The sequence below is a fragment of the Streptomyces sp. NPDC002835 genome (assembly GCF_053591995.1).
Genome location: NZ_JBSFUW010000012.1, coordinates 91,203 through 107,768, shown reverse-complemented (window position 1 = coordinate 107,768; position 16,566 = coordinate 91,203). Strand labels below are relative to the sequence as shown.

The following is a 16,566-nucleotide window of genomic DNA, read 5'->3' as shown; positions in this document are numbered from 1 at the left end:
CATCGTCGGCCGACGGGCGGGCGGCTACGGCTTGCGGCCCACCGCGCCGAACTGCGCCACCTCCGCCGCCTCGGGCGCGCCCCAGCGCGCGCACGAGACGATGCCCGGCTCGACGATCTCCAGACCGTCGAGGAAGGAGGCGAACTCAGCGCGGCTGCGGGCGGTGATGGGCGGGGTCGCGTTCTCGTTCCAGAACGCCATCGCGTCCGCGTTGCCCTCGCCGCCGAGCTCCAGCGTGGGGTGGGTGAGGACCAGATGACTGCCGGACGGCAGCGCGTCCATCAGTGTCCGGACGATGGAGCGGGCCTTGTCGGTGTCGAGCACGAAGTTCAGAATGCCGAGCATCATCACGGCGACGGGGCGGCTCAGGTCGAGCGTCCGGGCGGCGGAACGCAGGATGCTGTCGGGGTCGTGGGCGTCCGCGTCCACGTACTCCGTGACACCCTCCGGCGTGCCCGCCAGCAGGGCGCGCGCGTGGGTCAGCACGATCGGGTCGTTGTCCACGTAGACGATCCGTGCGTCGGGTGCGATGCGCTGCGCCACCTCGTGCGTGTTGTCGGCGGTCGGCAGGCCCGTGCCGATGTCGAGGAACTGCCCGATCCCCGCCTCGCCCGCCAGGTACGACACGGACCGGCCGAGGAACGCCCGGTCGGCGCGGGCCACTTCGGCGATGCTCGGGAACATGCCGGCGACCTGCGCGCCGACCTCCTGGTCCACCGCGTAGTTGTCCTTGCCGCCCAGCCAGTAGTTCCAGACGCGGGCGTTGTGCGCCATGTCGGTGCGGATCCGGTCTGTCACCTGCGAGGTCCCTTCGGGGAGCGCGAGTCGTCCAGGACGGCCCTGAGGGCGTCGACCCGGTTCGTGGTGATCGAGTCGACGCCGCAGCCGATCAGTCGCCGCATCGTACGACGGGTGTCCGCCGTCCACGCGGAGAGCAGCAGACCGTCCCGGTGCACCCGGTCCGCCAACTCGGGCCCCACCAGGCCGAATCGGTAGTTGAGCCAGCGCGGTCCCACGGCCTCCAGCAGCGCGGGACGCGGCGGGGCGAGCGTCGTCCAGGTCATGGCGATCTCCGCCGAGGCGTCGGCCGCCCGCACCGCCAGCATTGTCGCCGGGCCCGCGCAGTAGTAGACGTGCTCCCCGGCGCCACAGTCGCGGACGGTGTCCACCACCTCGCGCACCGACTCCGGTGTCGCGCCCGGCAGATCGATCATCAGCCGGTGCCCGCCGAGTACGGTCAGCGCCTCGCGCAGCGTCGGCACACCGCCGTGGGTGAGGGAGTCGACCTCGGCCTTCGTGAGCCGTGCCAGCGGCCGGTCATGCCCCCACAGCCGCTTGAGCGTCGCGTCGTGCAGCAGCACGGGCACGCCGTCGCGGGTGAGCCGCACATCGATCTCGACCGCGTCCCCGCCGCGTTCGAGGGCCGAGCGCAGCGACGGCAGGGTGTTCTCCCGGAACCGGTACGGGTCGCCCCGGTGGGCGACCACCGCCACCGCGCGCATGTCAGCGGGCGAGCCACTCGTCGGTGTACGTGTCGATCTCCGCGGCGATCCGCGCCTTGCCGGCCGGGTCGAGGAACGACGCCTCCACCGCGTTCTTCGCGAGGGCGGCGACGCCCCGCTCGTCCAGCTCCAGCAGACGGGCGGCGACCGCGTACTCGTTGTTGAGGTCGGTGCCGAACATCGGCGGGTCGTCGCTGTTGATCGTCACCAGGACACCGGCGGCGACCATCTCCCTGATCGGGTGCTCGTCGAGGCGGGCGACCGCACGGGTGGCGATGTTGGAGGTGGGGCACACCTCCAGCGGGATGCGGTGCTCGGCGAGATACGCCAGCAGCCGGGGGTCCTGCACCGAGGTGGTGCCGTGCCCGATGCGCTCGGCGCCCAGCTCGTTCAGCGCGTCCCAGACGGTCTGCGGGCCGGTCGTCTCGCCGGCGTGCGGCACCGAGTGCAGTCCGGCGGCGATCGCGCGGTCGAAGTACGGCTTGAACTGGGGGCGCGGGACGCCGATCTCCGGGCCGCCGAGGCCGAACGAGACCAGGCCCTCGGGGCGCAGGTCGACCGCGAGCCGGGCGGTCTCCTCCGCGGCCTCGAGACCGGCCTCGCCGGGGATGTCGAAGCACCAGCGCAGGACCACCCCGAGCTCGGTCTCCGCCGCCCGGCGGGCGTCCTCGACGGCGGCCATGAAGGCCTTCTCGTCGATGCCGCGGCGGGTGGAACTGAAGGGCGTGATGGTCAGTTCGGAGTACCGGATGTTCTGCCGCGCCATGTCCCGGGCGACCTCGAAGGTCAGCAGCCGCACGTCCTCCGGGGTGCGGATCAGGTCCACGACCGTCAGATAGACCTCGATGAAGTGCGCGAAGTCGGTGAACGTGAAGTACTCCGCGAGCGCCTCGGGGTCGGCCGGCACCTTCGAGTCCGGGTGGTTCGCCGCGAGTTCGGCGACGATCCGAGGAGAGGCGGAACCGACATGGTGCACATGCAGTTCGGCCTTGGGCAGCCCTGCGATGAAGGGGTGCAGATCGGTCATCGGTTCCTCCAAGTGGGACGTGCCGCTCCTGCGCACGGGCAGGTCCTGGGTGCCGGGCGGTGCTCTGCCCGGGGATCATCGTAGGCGGCCCTCCGGAGCGTGAGGCCAAGGCCGTAACATGGCCGGACCACCGATGGGGGAGAAGCATGTCCGACAACCAGGCCCAGCCGCCCGGCGGGCCGCAGCCGCACGACCCGTGGGCTCCGCCGGAGAACAGCAGCGCAGCCGGCGGCGTCCCCCTGGACAAGCCGGCGGCGACCCCGCCGCCGAGCGTGCACGACCAGCAGACGGTCATCTCGATGCCGGGCGCCGACGGCACCGGCTCGGTACCGCCGCCGCCCGTCGCACCCGGCGGCCCGGCCCCGGCCCAGCCCCCCGCGGGCGCCTACGGCTACCCGGCCGCGCCGGGCATGCCGCAGCCGCCGGCCACCGGCGGCTACGGCGCCCCCGACCCGTACGGCGCGGGCTACCCGGGCTACCCCGGCTACGGCCAGACCGCCGGGTGGCAGCAGCAGCCGGCCAACGGCATGGGCATCACCGCGATGGTGCTCGGCATCCTCTCCGTCTGCCTCTTCTGTCTCTACGGCATCGTCGCCGTCGTCCTCGGCGTCCTCGCGCTGATCTTCGGCATCCTCGGCCGCAAGCGCGCCCAGCGGGGCGAGGCCACCAACGGCGGCATGGCGCTGGCGGGCATCATCCTCGGGGTGTGCGGCATCGTCATCGGGGCCGTCGTCATCGCGCTGCTCGCCTGGGGCATCACCACGGCGATCAACGAGGAAAAGAAGAACGACGACTACGACTACGACAGCTACTCGAACTACCTGGTCGTGGACGTCACCCGCTAGACACCGCCCCGCAGCTCCTCGCGCGCCTCCATCAGCGCGAATCCCAGCAGGTTCAGCCCGCGCCAGCGCGCCGGGTCCTGCGCCCGCTCGTCGTCCGAGGCCAGTCCGATGCCCCACACGCGGTCCATGGGACTGGCCTCGACGAGCACCCGGTCCCCCGTGGCCAGCAGGAAGTCGCGCAGCGCCGCGTCCTGCCCGAACTTGTGCACACTGCCCGCCCGCACGACGGCGAACCGCTCGCGCTCCCATATGGAGTCGTCGAAGCCGCGCACCAGCCGCCCCGCCTTCTTGGCCTCCGCCGGCGTCCGCGCGGAAAGCGCCGCCCGCTCCGCCTCGGCGTCGCCGAACAGCCGGGCCTTGGCCGCCATCATCCAGTGCTCCGCCGTCTCGTACCGCACGCCGTCCACCTCGAACGGCGACGGCCACCACTGACTGAGGCAACCCGCACCCAGAGTGCCGTCCCGGCGCGCCCGGTGGCCCCAGAAGTGCAGGTACTTCACCCGCTGCCCCTCGGCCGTCCGCCTGATCAGCTCGTCGATCCCCATGACACACGAGTGTGGCAGCCGCCACTGACACCTCGTCCTGCCGAAGGCGCGTCGACGCGACACATGGTCGACCGATTCCGTCGCGTAATCAAATGGCAACAACGGAATCCCTTGTTGCGCGGGTCACCCTCTGTCAGGATCGGCACTCAATTCGAGCTGGGACTACGGAGAGCGCTATGGGCAACCGCTACCGGACACAGGACCGCTTCGCGGCCGGCGCGCAGTACATCGGCGGCAGGCTGCGCCCCGGCACCTCGGGACGCACGCAGGACATCGTCGACCCGGCCACGGGCGAGACGGTCCACACCTACGAACTGGCCGGCACCGCGGACGTGGACGCGGCCGTCACCGCCGCCCGCGACGCGCTGCCCGGCTGGGCCGGAGCCACTCCGGCCGAGCGCTCCGACGCCCTGCACCGCTTCGCGGGGGTCCTCGCCGACCAGGCCGACGACTTCGCCGGCGCCGAATCGCTCCAGTGCGGCAAGCCGCTGCGGCTGACCACCGAGTTCGACGTTCCCGGCAGCGTCGACAACACCGCCTTCTTCGCCGGTGCGGCCCGCCACCTCCAGGGGCAGTCCGCCGGCGAGTACAGCGCGGACCACACCTCGTACGTACGGCGGGAGCCGATCGGCACGGTCGGCTCCATCGCCCCCTGGAACTACCCGCTCCAGATGGCCGCGTGGAAGGTCCTGCCGGCCATCGCCGCCGGCAACACCATCGTCCTCAAGCCCGCCGAGATCACCCCGCTCACCTCGCTGATGTTCGCCCAGGCGGCCACCGAGGCGGGCATCCCCGACGGCGTCGTCAACATCGTCAGCGGCGCGGGCAGGGACGCCGGCGAACACCTCGTCGGCCACCCGGACATCGCCATGACCTCGTTCACCGGCTCGACCGCCGTCGGCAAACGCGTCGCACGCGTCGCCACGGAGACCGTCAAACGCCTCCACCTGGAACTCGGCGGCAAGGCCCCCTTCGTGGTCTTCGACGACGCCGACCTCGAGGCCGCCGCGCACGGGGCCGTCGCCGGATCGCTGATCAACACCGGCCAGGACTGCACCGCCGCCACCCGCGCCTACGTCCAGCGGCCCCTGTACGACGCCTTCGTCGGCGCCGTCGCCGACCTGATGGCGACGGTCCGGCTCGGCGACCCGTTCGACCCGGCCACCGACCTCGGCCCGCTCGTCTCCCATGCGCAGCGCGACCGCGTCGCCGGTTTCGTCGACCGGGCCCGCGGCTACGCCACCGTCGTCACCGGCGGCGAGGCGCCCCGGGGCGACCTCAAGGAGGGCGCCTTCTACCGGCCCACCCTCGTCACCGGCGCCGCGCAGGACAGCGAGATCGTGCAGTCCGAGATCTTCGGGCCCGTCCTCGTCGTGCTGCCCTTCGACACCGACGACGAGGGCATCGCGCTCGCCAACGACACGCCCTACGGACTGGCCGCCTCCGCCTGGACCAGGGACGTCTACCGGGCCGGGCGCGCCACCCGCGACATCAGGGCCGGCTGCGTGTGGGTCAACGACCACATCCCGATCATCAGCGAGATGCCGCACGGCGGATACCGGGCCAGTGGCTTCGGAAAGGACATGTCGGCGTACTCCTTCGAGGAGTACACCCAGGTCAAGCACGTGATGTACGACAACACCGCCATCGTCCGCAAGGACTGGCACCGCACCATCTTCCAAGGCCGATAGCCGGCGGCCGCGCCTTCGGCGGCCATCCACCCGAAAGGGCAGAGCGTCATGGAGCAGTACGAGACCGAGCGCCTCTCAGCGGCCCAGCTGGCGGCCGTGCGGCGCAGCATGACCAGCGGACGCGGGGCGCTGTCCCGCCGCTCGCTGCTGCGCGCCTCGGGCGCCGGCGTGTTCGCCGTCGGCGGCGCGGGAATCCTGAGCGGCTGCGGCATCCCGCCCGCCAAGCGGGAGGGCGGGGCGGCCGACGCCGACGACCACTCGGACAAGGAGAAACTGGTCAACTTCTCCAACTGGACCGAGTACATGGACACCAGCGAGGACGGCAAGAGCCGCCCCACCCTCGCGGCGTTCACCAAACGCACCGGGATCAAGGTCAAGTACACCGAGGACATCAACGACAACGTCGAGTTCTTCGGCAAGATCCAGCCGCAGCTCGCGGCCGGCCAGGACACCGGCCGCGACCTGATCAACGTCACCGACTGGCTGGCCGCCCGGATGATCCGGCTCGGCTGGGCGCAGAAGCTCGACCCCTCGCTGTTGCCGCACGCCTACGCCAACCTCTCCTCCCAGTTCCGCACCGTGGACTGGGACCCGGGCCGGGCCTACTCGTACCCGTGGACCGGCATCCCGTGCGTCATCGCCTACAACGCCAAGGCGACCCGTGGACGGAAGGTCGACTCCGTCACCCAGCTCCTCGACGACCCGACGCTCAAGGGCCGGGTCGGGTTCCTCACCGAGATGCGTGACACGGTCGGCATGACCATGCTCGACCAGGGCAAGGACCCCGCCACCTTCACCGACGCCGACTTCGACGCCGCCGTCGGCCGGCTGCAGAAGGGCGTCGACAAGAAGCAGATCCGCCGCTTCACCGGCAACGACTACACGGCGGACCTGGCCAAGGGCGACATCGCCGCCTGCCTCGCCTGGGCCGGTGACGTCATCCAGCTCCAGGCCGACAACCCGGACATCAAGTACGCCATCCCCGCCGCCGGTTACGTCACGGCCACCGACAACCTGCTGGTCCCGGCGCAGGCCAGGCACCGCGAGAACGCCACCCGGCTGATCGACTACTACTACGAGCTGCCCGTCGCCGCGCAGCTCGCCGCGTACATCAACTACGTGTGTCCGGTCGCCGGAGTCGGCGCCGAACTCGCCAAGATCGACCCCGAGCTGGCAGAGAACCCGCTGATCATCCCCGACGAGGCCATGGCAGCCAAGTCCCACTCGTTCCGCTCGCTCTCCGCCAAGGAAGAGACGGCGTACGAGGAGAAGTTCGCCAAGCTCATCGGCGCCTGACCGTCCCCTTCCCCCGAGACACCTGGGATCGCGACCCATGACTGACAAGCAAGCGGGCGGCGACGTCCGCCTCTCCGGGATCAGCAAGACCTACGGCTCCTTCACGGCCGTCCACCCACTGGACCTGACCGTCCCGCAGGGCTCGTTCTTCGCCCTGCTCGGCGCCTCCGGCTGCGGCAAGACCACCACGCTGCGGATGATCGCCGGACTGGAGGACCCCACGACGGGCACCGTCCGGCTCGGCGACAAGGACGTCACCGCCCTCCCGCCGCACAAACGCCCCGTCAACACGGTCTTCCAGAGCTACGCGCTCTTCCCCCATCTGAACATCTACGACAACGTCGCCTTCGGTCTGCGCCGCCGCGGCGTCAAGTCAGTGAAGAAGCAGGTCGACGACATGCTGGAGCTCGTCCAGCTCGGCGACTTCGCCCGGCGCAAGCCCCACCAGCTCTCCGGCGGCCAGCAGCAGCGCGTCGCCGTCGCCCGCGCCCTCATCAACCACCCGCAGGTCCTGCTGCTCGACGAACCGCTGGGCGCCCTCGACCTCAAACTGCGCCGCCAGATGCAGCTCGAGCTCAAGCGCATCCAGACCGAGGTCGGCATCACCTTCGTGCACGTCACCCACGACCAGGAGGAGGCCATGACCATGGCCGACACGGTCGCCGTGATGAACGGGGGCAGGGTCGAGCAGCTCGGCGCGCCCGCGGAGCTGTACGAGAACCCGCGGACCACGTTCGTCGCCAACTTCCTCGGCACCTCCAACCTGATCGAGGCCGAGGTCGTCCAGAACTCCGGCGGCGAGGTCGTCGTCACCGCCGGCGGCGGCAAGCTCCGGCTGCCGGCCGGACGCTGCCCCGACGAAACCCCCACCGGCGGCAAACTCCTCGTCGGCATCCGGCCGGAGAAGATCTCCCTCACCCCGGCAGCCGACGCGGACGCCGTCCCCGCCGGCCGCAACTCCGTCACCGGCCGCATCCTCGACTCCTCCTTCATCGGCGTCTCCACCCAGTACGTCGTGGAGAGCCCCGCCGGCAAGGGACTCGAGGTCTACGCACAGAACGTCGAGCACCGGGCCGGCCTCGAACCCGGCGCGGAGGTCGTCCTGCACTGGAACCCGGAACACACCTTCGGTCTGGACGCCGCCCAGGCCATCGACGCCGGTGTGGAGACCGTGGGGGAGACGGCATGACCGTCACCGAGGCGCCGCCCACCACCCCCGCACCGGCCGAGCCACCCGTCCACCGGACCCCGGTGCGCCGCAGACTGGTCCCGTACTGGCTGCTGCTGCCCGGCATCCTGTGGCTCGTCGTCTTCTTCGCGCTGCCCCTCGTCTACCAGGCGTCGACGTCCGTGCAGACGGGCTCCCTGGAAGAGGGCTACGAGGTCACCTGGCACTTCGCCACCTACTGGGACGCCCTGAGCGAGTACTACCCGCAGTTCCTGCGCTCGCTGCTCTACGCGGGCACCGCCACCGTCCTGTGCCTGATGCTCGGCTACCCGCTGGCGTATCTGATCGCGTTCCGGGCCGGCCGCTGGCGCAATGTGCTGCTGGTGCTGGTCATCGCCCCCTTCTTCACCAGCTTCCTGATCCGCACGCTCGCCTGGAAGACGATCCTCGCGGACGGCGGTCCCGTGGTCGACGTCCTCAACACGGTCGGCTTCCTCGACGTCACCGGCTGGCTCGGCATGACCGCCGGCGACCGGGTGCTCGCCACGCCGCTCGCGGTGGTCACCGGTCTGACGTACAACTTCCTGCCGTTCATGATCCTGCCGCTCTACACCTCGCTCGAGCGGATCGACCCCCGGCTCCACGAGGCGGCCGGCGACCTGTACGCCACGCCGTCCACCACCTTCCGCAAGGTGACCCTGCCGCTGTCCATGCCGGGCGTGGTCTCCGGGACGCTGCTGACGTTCATCCCGGCGAGCGGCGACTACGTCAACGCCCAGCTGCTGGGCTCCACCGACACCCGCATGATCGGAAACGTCATCCAGTCGCAGTTCCTGCGCGTCCTCGACTACCCGACGGCGGCGGCGCTGTCGTTCATCCTGATGGCGGCCGTCCTGCTCACCGTGACCGTCTACATCCGCCGGGCCGGAACGGAGGACCTGGTCTGATGCCATGGCTCAAGCGCAACCTCGTGGTCATCGCGGGCCTGCTCACGCTGGCCTATCTGATCCTGCCGAACATCGTCGTGATGGTGTTCTCCTTCAACAAGCCGGCCGGGCGCTTCAACTACGCCTGGCGGGAGTTCTCCACCGACGCGTGGCGCGACCCGTGCGGAGTCGCCGATCTCTGCGGCTCACTCACGCTGTCCCTGCAGATCGCCCTCTGGGCGACGATCGGGGCCACCGTCCTCGGCGGGATGATCGCCTTCGCGCTGGTCCGCTACCGCTTCCGGGCCCGCGGCACGATCAACTCGCTGATCTTCCTGCCGATGGCGATGCCCGAGGTGGTCATGGCCGCCTCGCTGCTCACCCTCTTCCTCAACATGGGCGCGGAGCTGGGCTTCTGGACCATCCTCATCGCCCACACCATGTTCTGCCTGAGCTTCGTCGTGGTGGCGGTGAAGGCACGCGTCATGTCGATGGACCCGAAGCTGGAGGAAGCGGCGCGCGACCTGTACGCCGGGCCGGTGCAGACCTTCCTGCGCGTCACCCTCCCGATCGCCGCCCCCGGCATCGCGGCGGGCGCGATGCTGGCCTTCGCCCTGTCCTTCGACGACTTCATCATCACCAACTTCAACTCGGGCAGCACCGTCACCTTCCCCATGTTCGTGTGGGGTTCGGCCCAGCGCGGCACCCCCGTCCAGATCAACGTCATCGGCACGGCCATGTTCGCCGTCGCCGTGCTGATCGTGGCCGGCGCCCAGATCGTCACCGACCGCCGCAGGAAACGCGCCCTTTCGCAGTAGCACGAAGGAGTGGGAACCATGGCCCCAGCAGCCATGAGCACGGCCCGATCACTCTCCGACGCCCGGCCGGCGCCCTTCTGGCTCGAGGACCCGGGCAAGCCCGACCCGCAGCCCGCCCTCACCGGCGACGAGCGGTGCGACCTCCTCGTCGTCGGCGGCGGCTACAGCGGTCTGTGGACCGCGCTGCTCGCCAAGGAACGCGACCCCGCGCGGGACGTCGTCCTGATCGAGGGCCGGGAGGCGGGCTGGGCCGCCTCCGGCCGCAACGGCGGCTTCTGCGCCGCCTCCCTCACCCACGGCCTGGGCAACGGCCTCGCCCGCTGGCCGGACGAGCTGGCGAAGCTGGAGGAGCTCGGCGCGCGCAACCTCGGCGCCATCGAGGAGACCGTCGCGCGCTACGGAATCGACTGCGACTTCGAACGCACCGGCGAGATCGACGTCGCCACCGAGCCCCACCAGCTCGCCGAACTCCACGAAACGCACGAACAGGCCACCCGGCTCGGCTTCACCGGCCTCGAACTCCTCGACGCGGACGCCGTACGGGCCGAGGTCGACTCGCCGACCTTCCTCGGCGGACTCTGGGACCGGCAGGGCGTCGCGATGCTGCACCCGGCGAAGCTGGCCTGGGGTCTGAAGCAGACCTGCCTCGACCTCGGCGTCCGCATCTACGAGAACACTCCCGGCCTGCGGCTCGCCGCCAGTGGCCCCGGGGTGGTCGTGCCCACCCCGTACGGCCGGGTCCTCGCCCACCGGGTCGCGCTGGGCACCAACGTCTTCCCGTCGCTGATCCGGCGCGTGCGCGCCTACACCGTCCCCGTCTACGACTACGCCCTGATGACCGAGCCGCTCAGCGCCGCCCAACTCGCCTCCGTGGGCTGGAAACGCCGGCAGGGACTCGGCGACAGCGCCAACCAGTTCCACTACTTCCGCATCACCGCCGACCACCGCATCCTGTGGGGCGGCTACGACGCGGTCTACCCCTTCGGCGGCAGGGTCAGTGCCGAGATGGACCACCGGCCCGAGACGTATCTCAAGCTCGCGTCGCACTTCTTCCGCTGCTTCCCCCAGCTCGAAGGGCTCCGCTTCAGCCACGCCTGGGGCGGCGCCATCGACACCTGTACGCGCTTCTCCGCCTTCTTCGGCACCGCGCACGCCGGCAAGGTCGCCTACGCGGCCGGCTTCACGGGCCTGGGCGTCGGCGCGACCCGGTTCGGCGCCGACGTGATGCTCGACCTGCTGTCCGGCGAACGGACCGAGCGGACGGAGCTCGAGATGGTCCGCAGCAAGCCGCTGCCGTTCCCGCCGGAGCCGGTGGCCTGGGCCGGTATCGGTCTCACCAAGTGGTCCATGGCCAGGGCGGACGCCAACGGCGGCCGGCGCAATCTGTGGCTGCGGACGATGGACCGCCTCGGTCTCGGCTTCGACAGCTGAGTTGCGGGCCGGTGCTGTCCGCCGCCGGCCGAAGTCGCGTGAACAGAGCCCCGAAGTCGCGTCATAGGACGGCGCCGCCACGCTCTCTCTTCCGTGTGGAACCACTGCACACGGGACGGAGATCATGACATGCGCGGCTCGGGGGCAAGGATCGCGATGGAATGGCTGGCGGCGGTGGCGCCGGACCCGGACGCCTGCCGGCGGGAGTGGGAACGGAACCAGCACGGGATCGCCCTCCTGCCCGCCGGCCGGCGCTGGGACGTGCTGATCCTCCCCGGCGAACTGGCCTATCCCACCCTGGACGTGCTGACCCGGCTGGTCGACCGGCCCGGCCCGGTCCGTCGCGAAGCCCAACCGGCATAGCGAGAAGCCACCCCCTTCAGGGGGTGGAGGAGTCACCAACTGGGACCGCTTCAACCAGTACGCGTTCTCGAAGAACTTGGACGCCTACGCGTGGCGCTGACGCCGACCCCGACGAAGGGCAGCAGCGCCCCGAACAGACAGAGACTGCCCACCACGTCCAGCGGCCAGTGATAGCCGCGCAGCACCAGGCCGATGCCCGTCGCCACCGTCAGCACCACGGCGACGGGCATCGCCCACCTCCGCCGCAGATACGGCGTGACCAGCAACGCCGCCGTGCCGTACGCGACCATCGCCGTCGCCGTGTGACCCGACGGATACCAGCCGGTGCCCGGCTCCAGCGGGGCCGGGCGCGCGACCAGCAGCTTCAGCGGAACGACGAGCGCGGGCACCGCCGCCATCACGGCCACGGCAGTCAGCGCCGCCCGCCACTGCCGCCGGTCACGCACCAGGACGTATCCGACCGCCGCGGCCAGCACGGGCAGCGCGACAGCCATGTTCCCGAGATCCGCGAACAGTTCGGTGACGGCGGCCGGCCCGGCGCCGAACAGGGCCCGGCCCAGCGCCACGTCCGCGGTCAACAACGGCCCCTCGACCGCCACCTGCCAGGTGACCGACACGAAGAGCACCACGCACAGGCCGACGGCGGTGCGGGAACGCCGAGAGGCCGGCCGCCTCGGAACAGGGGGGGTTGTTCCGAGGTGGCCGGCCGGACCGGTTTGCCGCGCGCCCCGGGGGGTTTGGGGCGGGCGGCCATCCGATCGGTGAGGAGTTCCGGAGCCTGAAGCTCCAGTGGTGTGCGCGAGGGCACGACCAGGTCGGGGCTGGGGAGGCTCCGGCCTGGAATCGCCCGCAGTCTCCTGCGAGCGGGGTGTTTCTCTCATCTGCGGAAACCGTACGCCAGCGGGAAGGGGACCGACAGCCGGAATTCCATCCCGCCATCGGCCCCCCACAGCTTCTTCACAGAGCGCTGCCTTCGCCGCCGGTCAGACGCGGGCGAACGCCTGCTCGAGGATGTCGAGACCCTCGTTCAGCAGGTCCTCGCCGATTACCAGCGGCGGGAGGAAACGCAGCACATTGCCGTACGTGCCGCAGGTGAGAACGAGCAGGCCCTCCGCGTGGCACGCCTTGGCCAGCGCGCCGGCCGCCTCCGGGTTCGGCTCCTTCGTCGCCGGGTCCTTCACCAGCTCGATCGCGACCATCGCACCGCGGCCGCGGATGTCACCGACGATCTCGTACTTCTCCTGCATCGCGGCCAGGCGGCCCTTCATGACCTCCTCGATGCGCTTCGCCCTGGCGTTGAGGTCGAGCTCCTTCATCGTCTCGATCGAGCCGAGCGCACCGGCGCACGCCACCGGGTTGCCGCCGTACGTGCCGCCCAGGCCGCCCGCGTGCGCCGCGTCCATGATCTCGGCGCGGCCGGTCACCGCGGCGAGCGGCAGACCGCCGGCGATGCCCTTCGCCGTGGTGATCAGGTCCGGGACGATGCCCTCGTCCTCACAGGCGAACCACTGGCCGGTGCGGCAGAAACCGGACTGGATCTCGTCGGCGACGAACACGATCCCGTTGTCGTTCGCGAACTTCACCACCGCCGGCAGGAAGCCCTTCGCCGGCTCGATGAAGCCGCCCTCGCCGAGCACCGGCTCGATGATGATCGCGGCGACGTTCTCCGGGCCGATCTGCTTGGTGATCTGGTCGATCGCCTGGGCCGCGGCCTCCGGGCCGCAGTTCTCCGGGCCGGTCGGCCAGCGGTAGCCGTACGCCACCGGCACGCGGTACACCTCGGGCGCGAACGGCCCGAAGCCGTGCTTGTACGGCATGTTCTTCGCCGTCAGCGCCATCGTGAGGTTCGTGCGGCCGTGGTAGCCGTGGTCGAACACCACGACCGCCTGGCGCCTGGTGTGCGCCCGCGCGATTTTGACCGCGTTCTCGACGGCCTCCGCGCCGCTGTTGAACAGCGCCGACTTCTTGGCGTGGTCGCCCGGCGTCAGCTCGGCGAGCCGCTCGCACACCTCCACGTAGCCCTCGTACGGGGTCACCATGAAGCACGTGTGCGTGAAGTTCTGCAGCTGGGCGCCGGCCCGGCGCACGACGGCCTCGGCGGACGCGCCGACCGACGTCACGGCGATGCCCGAACCGAAGTCGATCAGACGGTTGCCGTCGACGTCCTCGATGATCCCGCCGCCGGCCCGCGCCGTGAACACGGGCAGCACGGACCCCACACCACCGGCGACCGTCGCGGTACGGCGGGCCTGCAGCTCGATCGACTTCGGACCGGGGATGGCGGTGACGACGCGGCGCTCCTGCGGGATAGCGGTCATGCGGGGCTCCTGGGGGTGTATCCGGACGCTTGATGTCTTTCTCCGCAGGCTAGGCGCGGGGCACGACGCCGGGCATGCGCCGATCGGGAGTGTTGCGGGTGCGTCGTTGTCCGCGACGGCCATACGGGGTCGGCGGGGCGCCGCTTCCCGGGGCGGGCCGGCCCTGTCCGGTGGGCGCGGTGCCCCCGGGGGCGGGCGGGCCCGGTGATGGGTCGGGTCGGTGGGCGCGGCGTCCCCCGGGGCGGGCGCGCTGCGCCGGTGGGTGGTGCGGGGGTCGGGGCCTCCGGAGGGGGGATCCCGGACATGACCACCGGAGTGGCACCCGGACGCCCAAGCACCCGGACCGGGCCAGGGCCGGGCGCGTACTCGGGACCCGCCAGGGCCGGGCCCGGGCCGGGGCCTGGCCGGCCACGCCCGGAAACGTGAACCGGTCTGCCGCCCGCCCAAGGGCTTACGCACTAGATTGACCGTGCACGATGCGGGGCCTGGCTGGTCAGGGGGCAGCGGTTTCATGGAATCCGAAGGCACATTCGACGCACGGGGTACGCACGCCGATCGCGTGCCACGTCCTGCCGGTCCACCGGCGGAGCCGTCCGTGCCGCCCGGCGCTCCCGCGCTGCCGGGCCACGCGCCGTCGACGCGTCCCGCCGTGCTCGACTGGCTGCGGACGCCGCGCCCCCAGGCGGAGCCCGGCGTCTGGCGGTTCGGGCACCGGGCGCGGCCCGAGGAGGAGCCCGAGCTGGTCCCGGCGCGGCGGCTGATCTCCGGCGCGCTGATCTCGCTGCTCACCGGCTGGCTGCTCTGGTCGCTGCTGTGGAACGGCTATCTCGGCCGCTACTGGCTCTGGCCGCTGCTCGTGCTCACCCCCGACTCGTGGCGCGACGACGCGACGACATGGGGCAACGCCAGCTACGTGTACTACGCGATCATCGGCGGCGGCATGCTCGTGTTCTTCGCGCGGATCGGCAACGTGCCGGAGATCTGGCGGCGTTACGTGGTGCGCCGGGACAAGCCCGCCCCCGTGCCGCCCCCGGCGCCGGACGCCGACCCCGCCGACTGGCCCGAGTTGCGTGCCGCGGGGCTCGGGGAGGTGGCCGGGCGGCTCGCGGAGGCGGCGCGGGCCGGGAGCCTCGGGGACGTGGACTACGCGCGGATCCGCCGCGCCTGGCAGGGCGTGCACGCCCGGCCGGAGCGGCTCGCCGCCTTCGTGGACACCGTGCGCCGGCACGGGCCCGCCGCCTGCGCGCACCCGTCGGGGCTGCGGGACCTGCCGGTGCGGACCGCGACGCACGATCTGGCCACCGGGCAGGTCAAGATCGGCACCGTCGTCGACGACGGACGCAATCCGTATGCCCGCCGCACCACAGGTGTCGCGTTGGAGCCGGCCCTGCTGGGCACGTCGCTGCTGGCCGTCGGCCCGTCCGGCTCGGGCAAGAGCGTGCGGCTCGTGCGGCCGGTGATCGAGTCCCTGTGTCTGCTGGCGCTCGCCAACCGCGCCGCCGTCGTCGCCGTGACCGCCCACGGCAACGCGGTCGTCCCCGACGGGGACTTCGACCTGGTGATCGCCGTGGGGCAGCCGGGGAACACGCACGACCTCGACCTGTACGGCGGCGCGGAGGACCCCGACGAGGCCGCCCGGGTGCTCGCGGAGGCGCTCGTCGGGGATCTTTCCGCCGGGCTGCCGGGCGGGGACAGCCGGCGGGCGGCGACCGCGCTGGCCCAGCTGGTCGGGCCCTACCGGTGCGTGCACGGACACTTCCCGGCCGTCCCCGAGCTGCGGGAACTGCTCGGCGGCGCACCCGCCGCGCTCAGGGCGCTGCGGACGGCCCTGGAGGAGGCGGGCGAGGCGTCGCAACTGCGCGAACTGGACGCCAGGGAACGGCAGTCGGCCCGCGGCGACGACATCGGGGTGCTGCTGTCCGAGCGGATCGCCTTCCTCGACCGGCCCGCGTTCGCCGGGTCCTTCCGTACGGACGGCGGCGGGCGGACGTTCTCCCTGCGGGCCATCGAGCACCCCATGCGGGTCCGGGTGGACCTGCCCGAGCGCGGCCACGCGGAGGCGTCGCGGATCATCGCCCGGCTGGTGCTCGCCCAGTTCACCGAGGCCGCGCTCACCCGCTCCGACCGCTCGCTCTTCGCCTGCCTGGTGCTCGACGACGCGACCAGCACGGTGACCGCCGACTCGGTGCGCGCGCTGCAGCGGCTGCGTTCCGCACATGCCGGGGTCGTCCTCGCGCTGCGCACCCTGGAGGACGTGCCGGAGCCGCTGCGCGGTCCGCTGCTCGGCTCGGTCGGCTGCCGGATGGCGTTCGCGGGGCTGGCCCCGTGGGACGGCGGCCGGTTCGCGGAGAGCTGGGGCACCGAGTGGGTCCAGACCCGGGACGTCACCAACCGGCAGATCATCTCGGACGAGCCGCTCACCAAGGCACTGCACATGATGCGCCGCCTGGTCACCGGCAGGGCGCCCACCGCGGAAGCGGTCACCGTACGGGAGGTGGAACGCGCCCGCTGGTCGGCGTCGGACCTGGCCCACGCCGTGCCCGCCGGTCACGCCGTGCTGTCGCTGACGACCGTACGGGGCGAGCACGCGCCGCCGCTGCTGGTCGATCTGCGGACCTGAGCCGCCGGGACGGTGC

14 protein-coding genes and 1 pseudogene are annotated in these 16,566 nt (G+C 71.6%); 9 read left to right on the top strand and 6 right to left on the bottom strand.

Annotated elements, in window-relative coordinates; all coding sequences use genetic code 11:
• Nucleotides 1-24 precede the first annotated feature (24 nt).
• The 3 genes from ACWD01_RS15805 to ACWD01_RS15795 are packed head-to-tail and all read right to left on the bottom strand — an operon-like array spanning nt 25 to nt 2,529.
• On the bottom strand, nt 25-774 hold the full coding sequence (locus ACWD01_RS15805) for an SAM-dependent methyltransferase (protein ID WP_451162246.1): 750 nt from the start codon (nt 772-774) through the stop codon (nt 25-27).
• Between the two features lie 20 nt (nt 775-794).
• Nucleotides 795-1,502 carry a glycerophosphodiester phosphodiesterase gene (locus tag ACWD01_RS15800; protein WP_451162080.1) on the bottom strand — a complete coding sequence of 236 codons (708 nt, stop codon included), beginning with the start codon at nt 1,500-1,502 and terminating at the stop codon, nt 795-797.
• A gap of 1 nt (nt 1,503) precedes the next feature.
• Nucleotides 1,504-2,529, bottom strand: a complete 1,026-nt coding sequence (locus ACWD01_RS15795; protein WP_451162078.1) for an adenosine deaminase — start codon at nt 2,527-2,529, stop codon at nt 1,504-1,506.
• 146 nt (nt 2,530-2,675) lie between these two features.
• Here ACWD01_RS15795 and ACWD01_RS15790 point away from each other — a divergent pair, with 146 nt between their 5' ends.
• Nucleotides 2,676-3,374, top strand: a complete 699-nt coding sequence (locus ACWD01_RS15790) for a DUF4190 domain-containing protein (RefSeq protein ID WP_451162076.1) — start codon at nt 2,676-2,678, stop codon at nt 3,372-3,374.
• On the opposite strand, the gene ACWD01_RS15785 is transcribed toward ACWD01_RS15790, so the two are convergent.
• Complete coding sequence (locus ACWD01_RS15785; RefSeq protein ID WP_451162074.1) at nt 3,371-3,919, bottom strand: NADAR family protein; 549 nt, start codon at nt 3,917-3,919, stop codon at nt 3,371-3,373. The genes ACWD01_RS15790 and ACWD01_RS15785 overlap by 4 nt on opposite strands.
• 176 nt (nt 3,920-4,095) lie before the next feature.
• Here ACWD01_RS15785 and ACWD01_RS15780 point away from each other — a divergent pair, with 176 nt between their 5' ends.
• From ACWD01_RS15780 to ACWD01_RS15750, 7 genes and pseudogenes are all read left to right on the top strand, one after another.
• The gene (locus ACWD01_RS15780) at nt 4,096-5,610 is read left to right on the top strand and encodes a gamma-aminobutyraldehyde dehydrogenase (RefSeq protein WP_451162072.1); all 1,515 of its coding nucleotides are present in this window, start codon (nt 4,096-4,098) and stop codon (nt 5,608-5,610) included.
• Between the two features lie 48 nt (nt 5,611-5,658).
• Nucleotides 5,659-6,906, top strand: a complete 1,248-nt coding sequence (locus ACWD01_RS15775) for a polyamine ABC transporter substrate-binding protein (protein ID WP_451162070.1) — start codon at nt 5,659-5,661, stop codon at nt 6,904-6,906.
• Nucleotides 6,907-6,943: 37 nt separating this feature from the next.
• Nucleotides 6,944-8,095, top strand: a complete 1,152-nt coding sequence (locus ACWD01_RS15770; RefSeq protein ID WP_451162068.1) for an ABC transporter ATP-binding protein — start codon at nt 6,944-6,946, stop codon at nt 8,093-8,095.
• Complete coding sequence (locus ACWD01_RS15765) at nt 8,092-9,021, top strand: ABC transporter permease (protein ID WP_451162066.1); 930 nt, start codon at nt 8,092-8,094, stop codon at nt 9,019-9,021. Before ACWD01_RS15770 ends, ACWD01_RS15765 begins: the two co-directional genes overlap by 4 nt.
• A complete protein-coding gene (locus ACWD01_RS15760; protein ID WP_356895690.1) occupies nt 9,021-9,818 on the top strand; it encodes an ABC transporter permease in 798 nt (265 codons plus the stop codon). Before ACWD01_RS15765 ends, ACWD01_RS15760 begins: the two co-directional genes overlap by 1 nt.
• A gap of 18 nt (nt 9,819-9,836) precedes the next feature.
• Nucleotides 9,837-11,249 (top strand): NAD(P)/FAD-dependent oxidoreductase, encoded by a 1,413-nt coding sequence (locus tag ACWD01_RS15755; protein WP_451162064.1) that lies wholly within the window; start codon nt 9,837-9,839, stop codon nt 11,247-11,249.
• Between the two features lie 129 nt (nt 11,250-11,378).
• Nucleotides 11,379-11,588, top strand: a pseudogene (locus tag ACWD01_RS15750) (hypothetical protein); the annotation flags it as partial.
• Nucleotides 11,589-11,662: 74 nt separating this feature from the next.
• Here the strand turns inward: ACWD01_RS15750 and ACWD01_RS15745 are convergent.
• Nucleotides 11,663-12,493, bottom strand: coding sequence for a phosphatase PAP2 family protein (locus ACWD01_RS15745; protein WP_451162062.1), 831 nt, complete (start codon nt 12,491-12,493; stop codon nt 11,663-11,665).
• 102 nt (nt 12,494-12,595) lie between these two features.
• On the bottom strand, nt 12,596-13,930 hold the full coding sequence (gene gabT, locus ACWD01_RS15740; protein ID WP_451162060.1) for a 4-aminobutyrate--2-oxoglutarate transaminase: 1,335 nt from the start codon (nt 13,928-13,930) through the stop codon (nt 12,596-12,598).
• A gap of 511 nt (nt 13,931-14,441) precedes the next feature.
• Between gabT and ACWD01_RS15735 the strand changes: the two genes are divergently transcribed.
• Complete coding sequence (locus tag ACWD01_RS15735; protein ID WP_451162058.1) at nt 14,442-16,550, top strand: ATP-binding protein; 2,109 nt, start codon at nt 14,442-14,444, stop codon at nt 16,548-16,550.
• The last annotated feature ends 16 nt before the right edge of the window (nt 16,551-16,566 follow it).

Bases quoted from the DNA above. Each gene is read 5' to 3' on its own strand.
- ACWD01_RS15780 (WP_451162072.1), top strand. From the start codon at position 4,096: ATGGGCAACCGCTACCGGACACAGGACCGCTTCGCGGCCGGCGCGCAG.
- ACWD01_RS15735 (WP_451162058.1), top strand. From the start codon at position 14,442: ATGGAATCCGAAGGCACATTCGACGCACGGGGTACGCACGCCGATCGC.
- ACWD01_RS15755 (WP_451162064.1), top strand. From the start codon at position 9,837: ATGGCCCCAGCAGCCATGAGCACGGCCCGATCACTCTCCGACGCCCGG.
- ACWD01_RS15805 (WP_451162246.1), bottom strand. From the start codon at position 774: ATGGCGCACAACGCCCGCGTCTGGAACTACTGGCTGGGCGGCAAGGAC.
- ACWD01_RS15790 (WP_451162076.1), top strand. From the start codon at position 2,676: ATGTCCGACAACCAGGCCCAGCCGCCCGGCGGGCCGCAGCCGCACGAC.
- ACWD01_RS15745 (WP_451162062.1), bottom strand. From the start codon at position 12,493: ATGAGAGAAACACCCCGCTCGCAGGAGACTGCGGGCGATTCCAGGCCG.
- ACWD01_RS15795 (WP_451162078.1), bottom strand. From the start codon at position 2,529: ATGACCGATCTGCACCCCTTCATCGCAGGGCTGCCCAAGGCCGAACTG.
- ACWD01_RS15800 (WP_451162080.1), bottom strand. From the start codon at position 1,502: ATGCGCGCGGTGGCGGTGGTCGCCCACCGGGGCGACCCGTACCGGTTC.
- ACWD01_RS15760 (WP_356895690.1), top strand. From the start codon at position 9,021: ATGCCATGGCTCAAGCGCAACCTCGTGGTCATCGCGGGCCTGCTCACG.
- ACWD01_RS15785 (WP_451162074.1), bottom strand. From the start codon at position 3,919: ATGGGGATCGACGAGCTGATCAGGCGGACGGCCGAGGGGCAGCGGGTG.
- ACWD01_RS15775 (WP_451162070.1), top strand. From the start codon at position 5,659: ATGGAGCAGTACGAGACCGAGCGCCTCTCAGCGGCCCAGCTGGCGGCC.
- ACWD01_RS15765 (WP_451162066.1), top strand. From the start codon at position 8,092: ATGACCGTCACCGAGGCGCCGCCCACCACCCCCGCACCGGCCGAGCCA.
- gabT (WP_451162060.1), bottom strand. From the start codon at position 13,930: ATGACCGCTATCCCGCAGGAGCGCCGCGTCGTCACCGCCATCCCCGGT.
- ACWD01_RS15770 (WP_451162068.1), top strand. From the start codon at position 6,944: ATGACTGACAAGCAAGCGGGCGGCGACGTCCGCCTCTCCGGGATCAGC.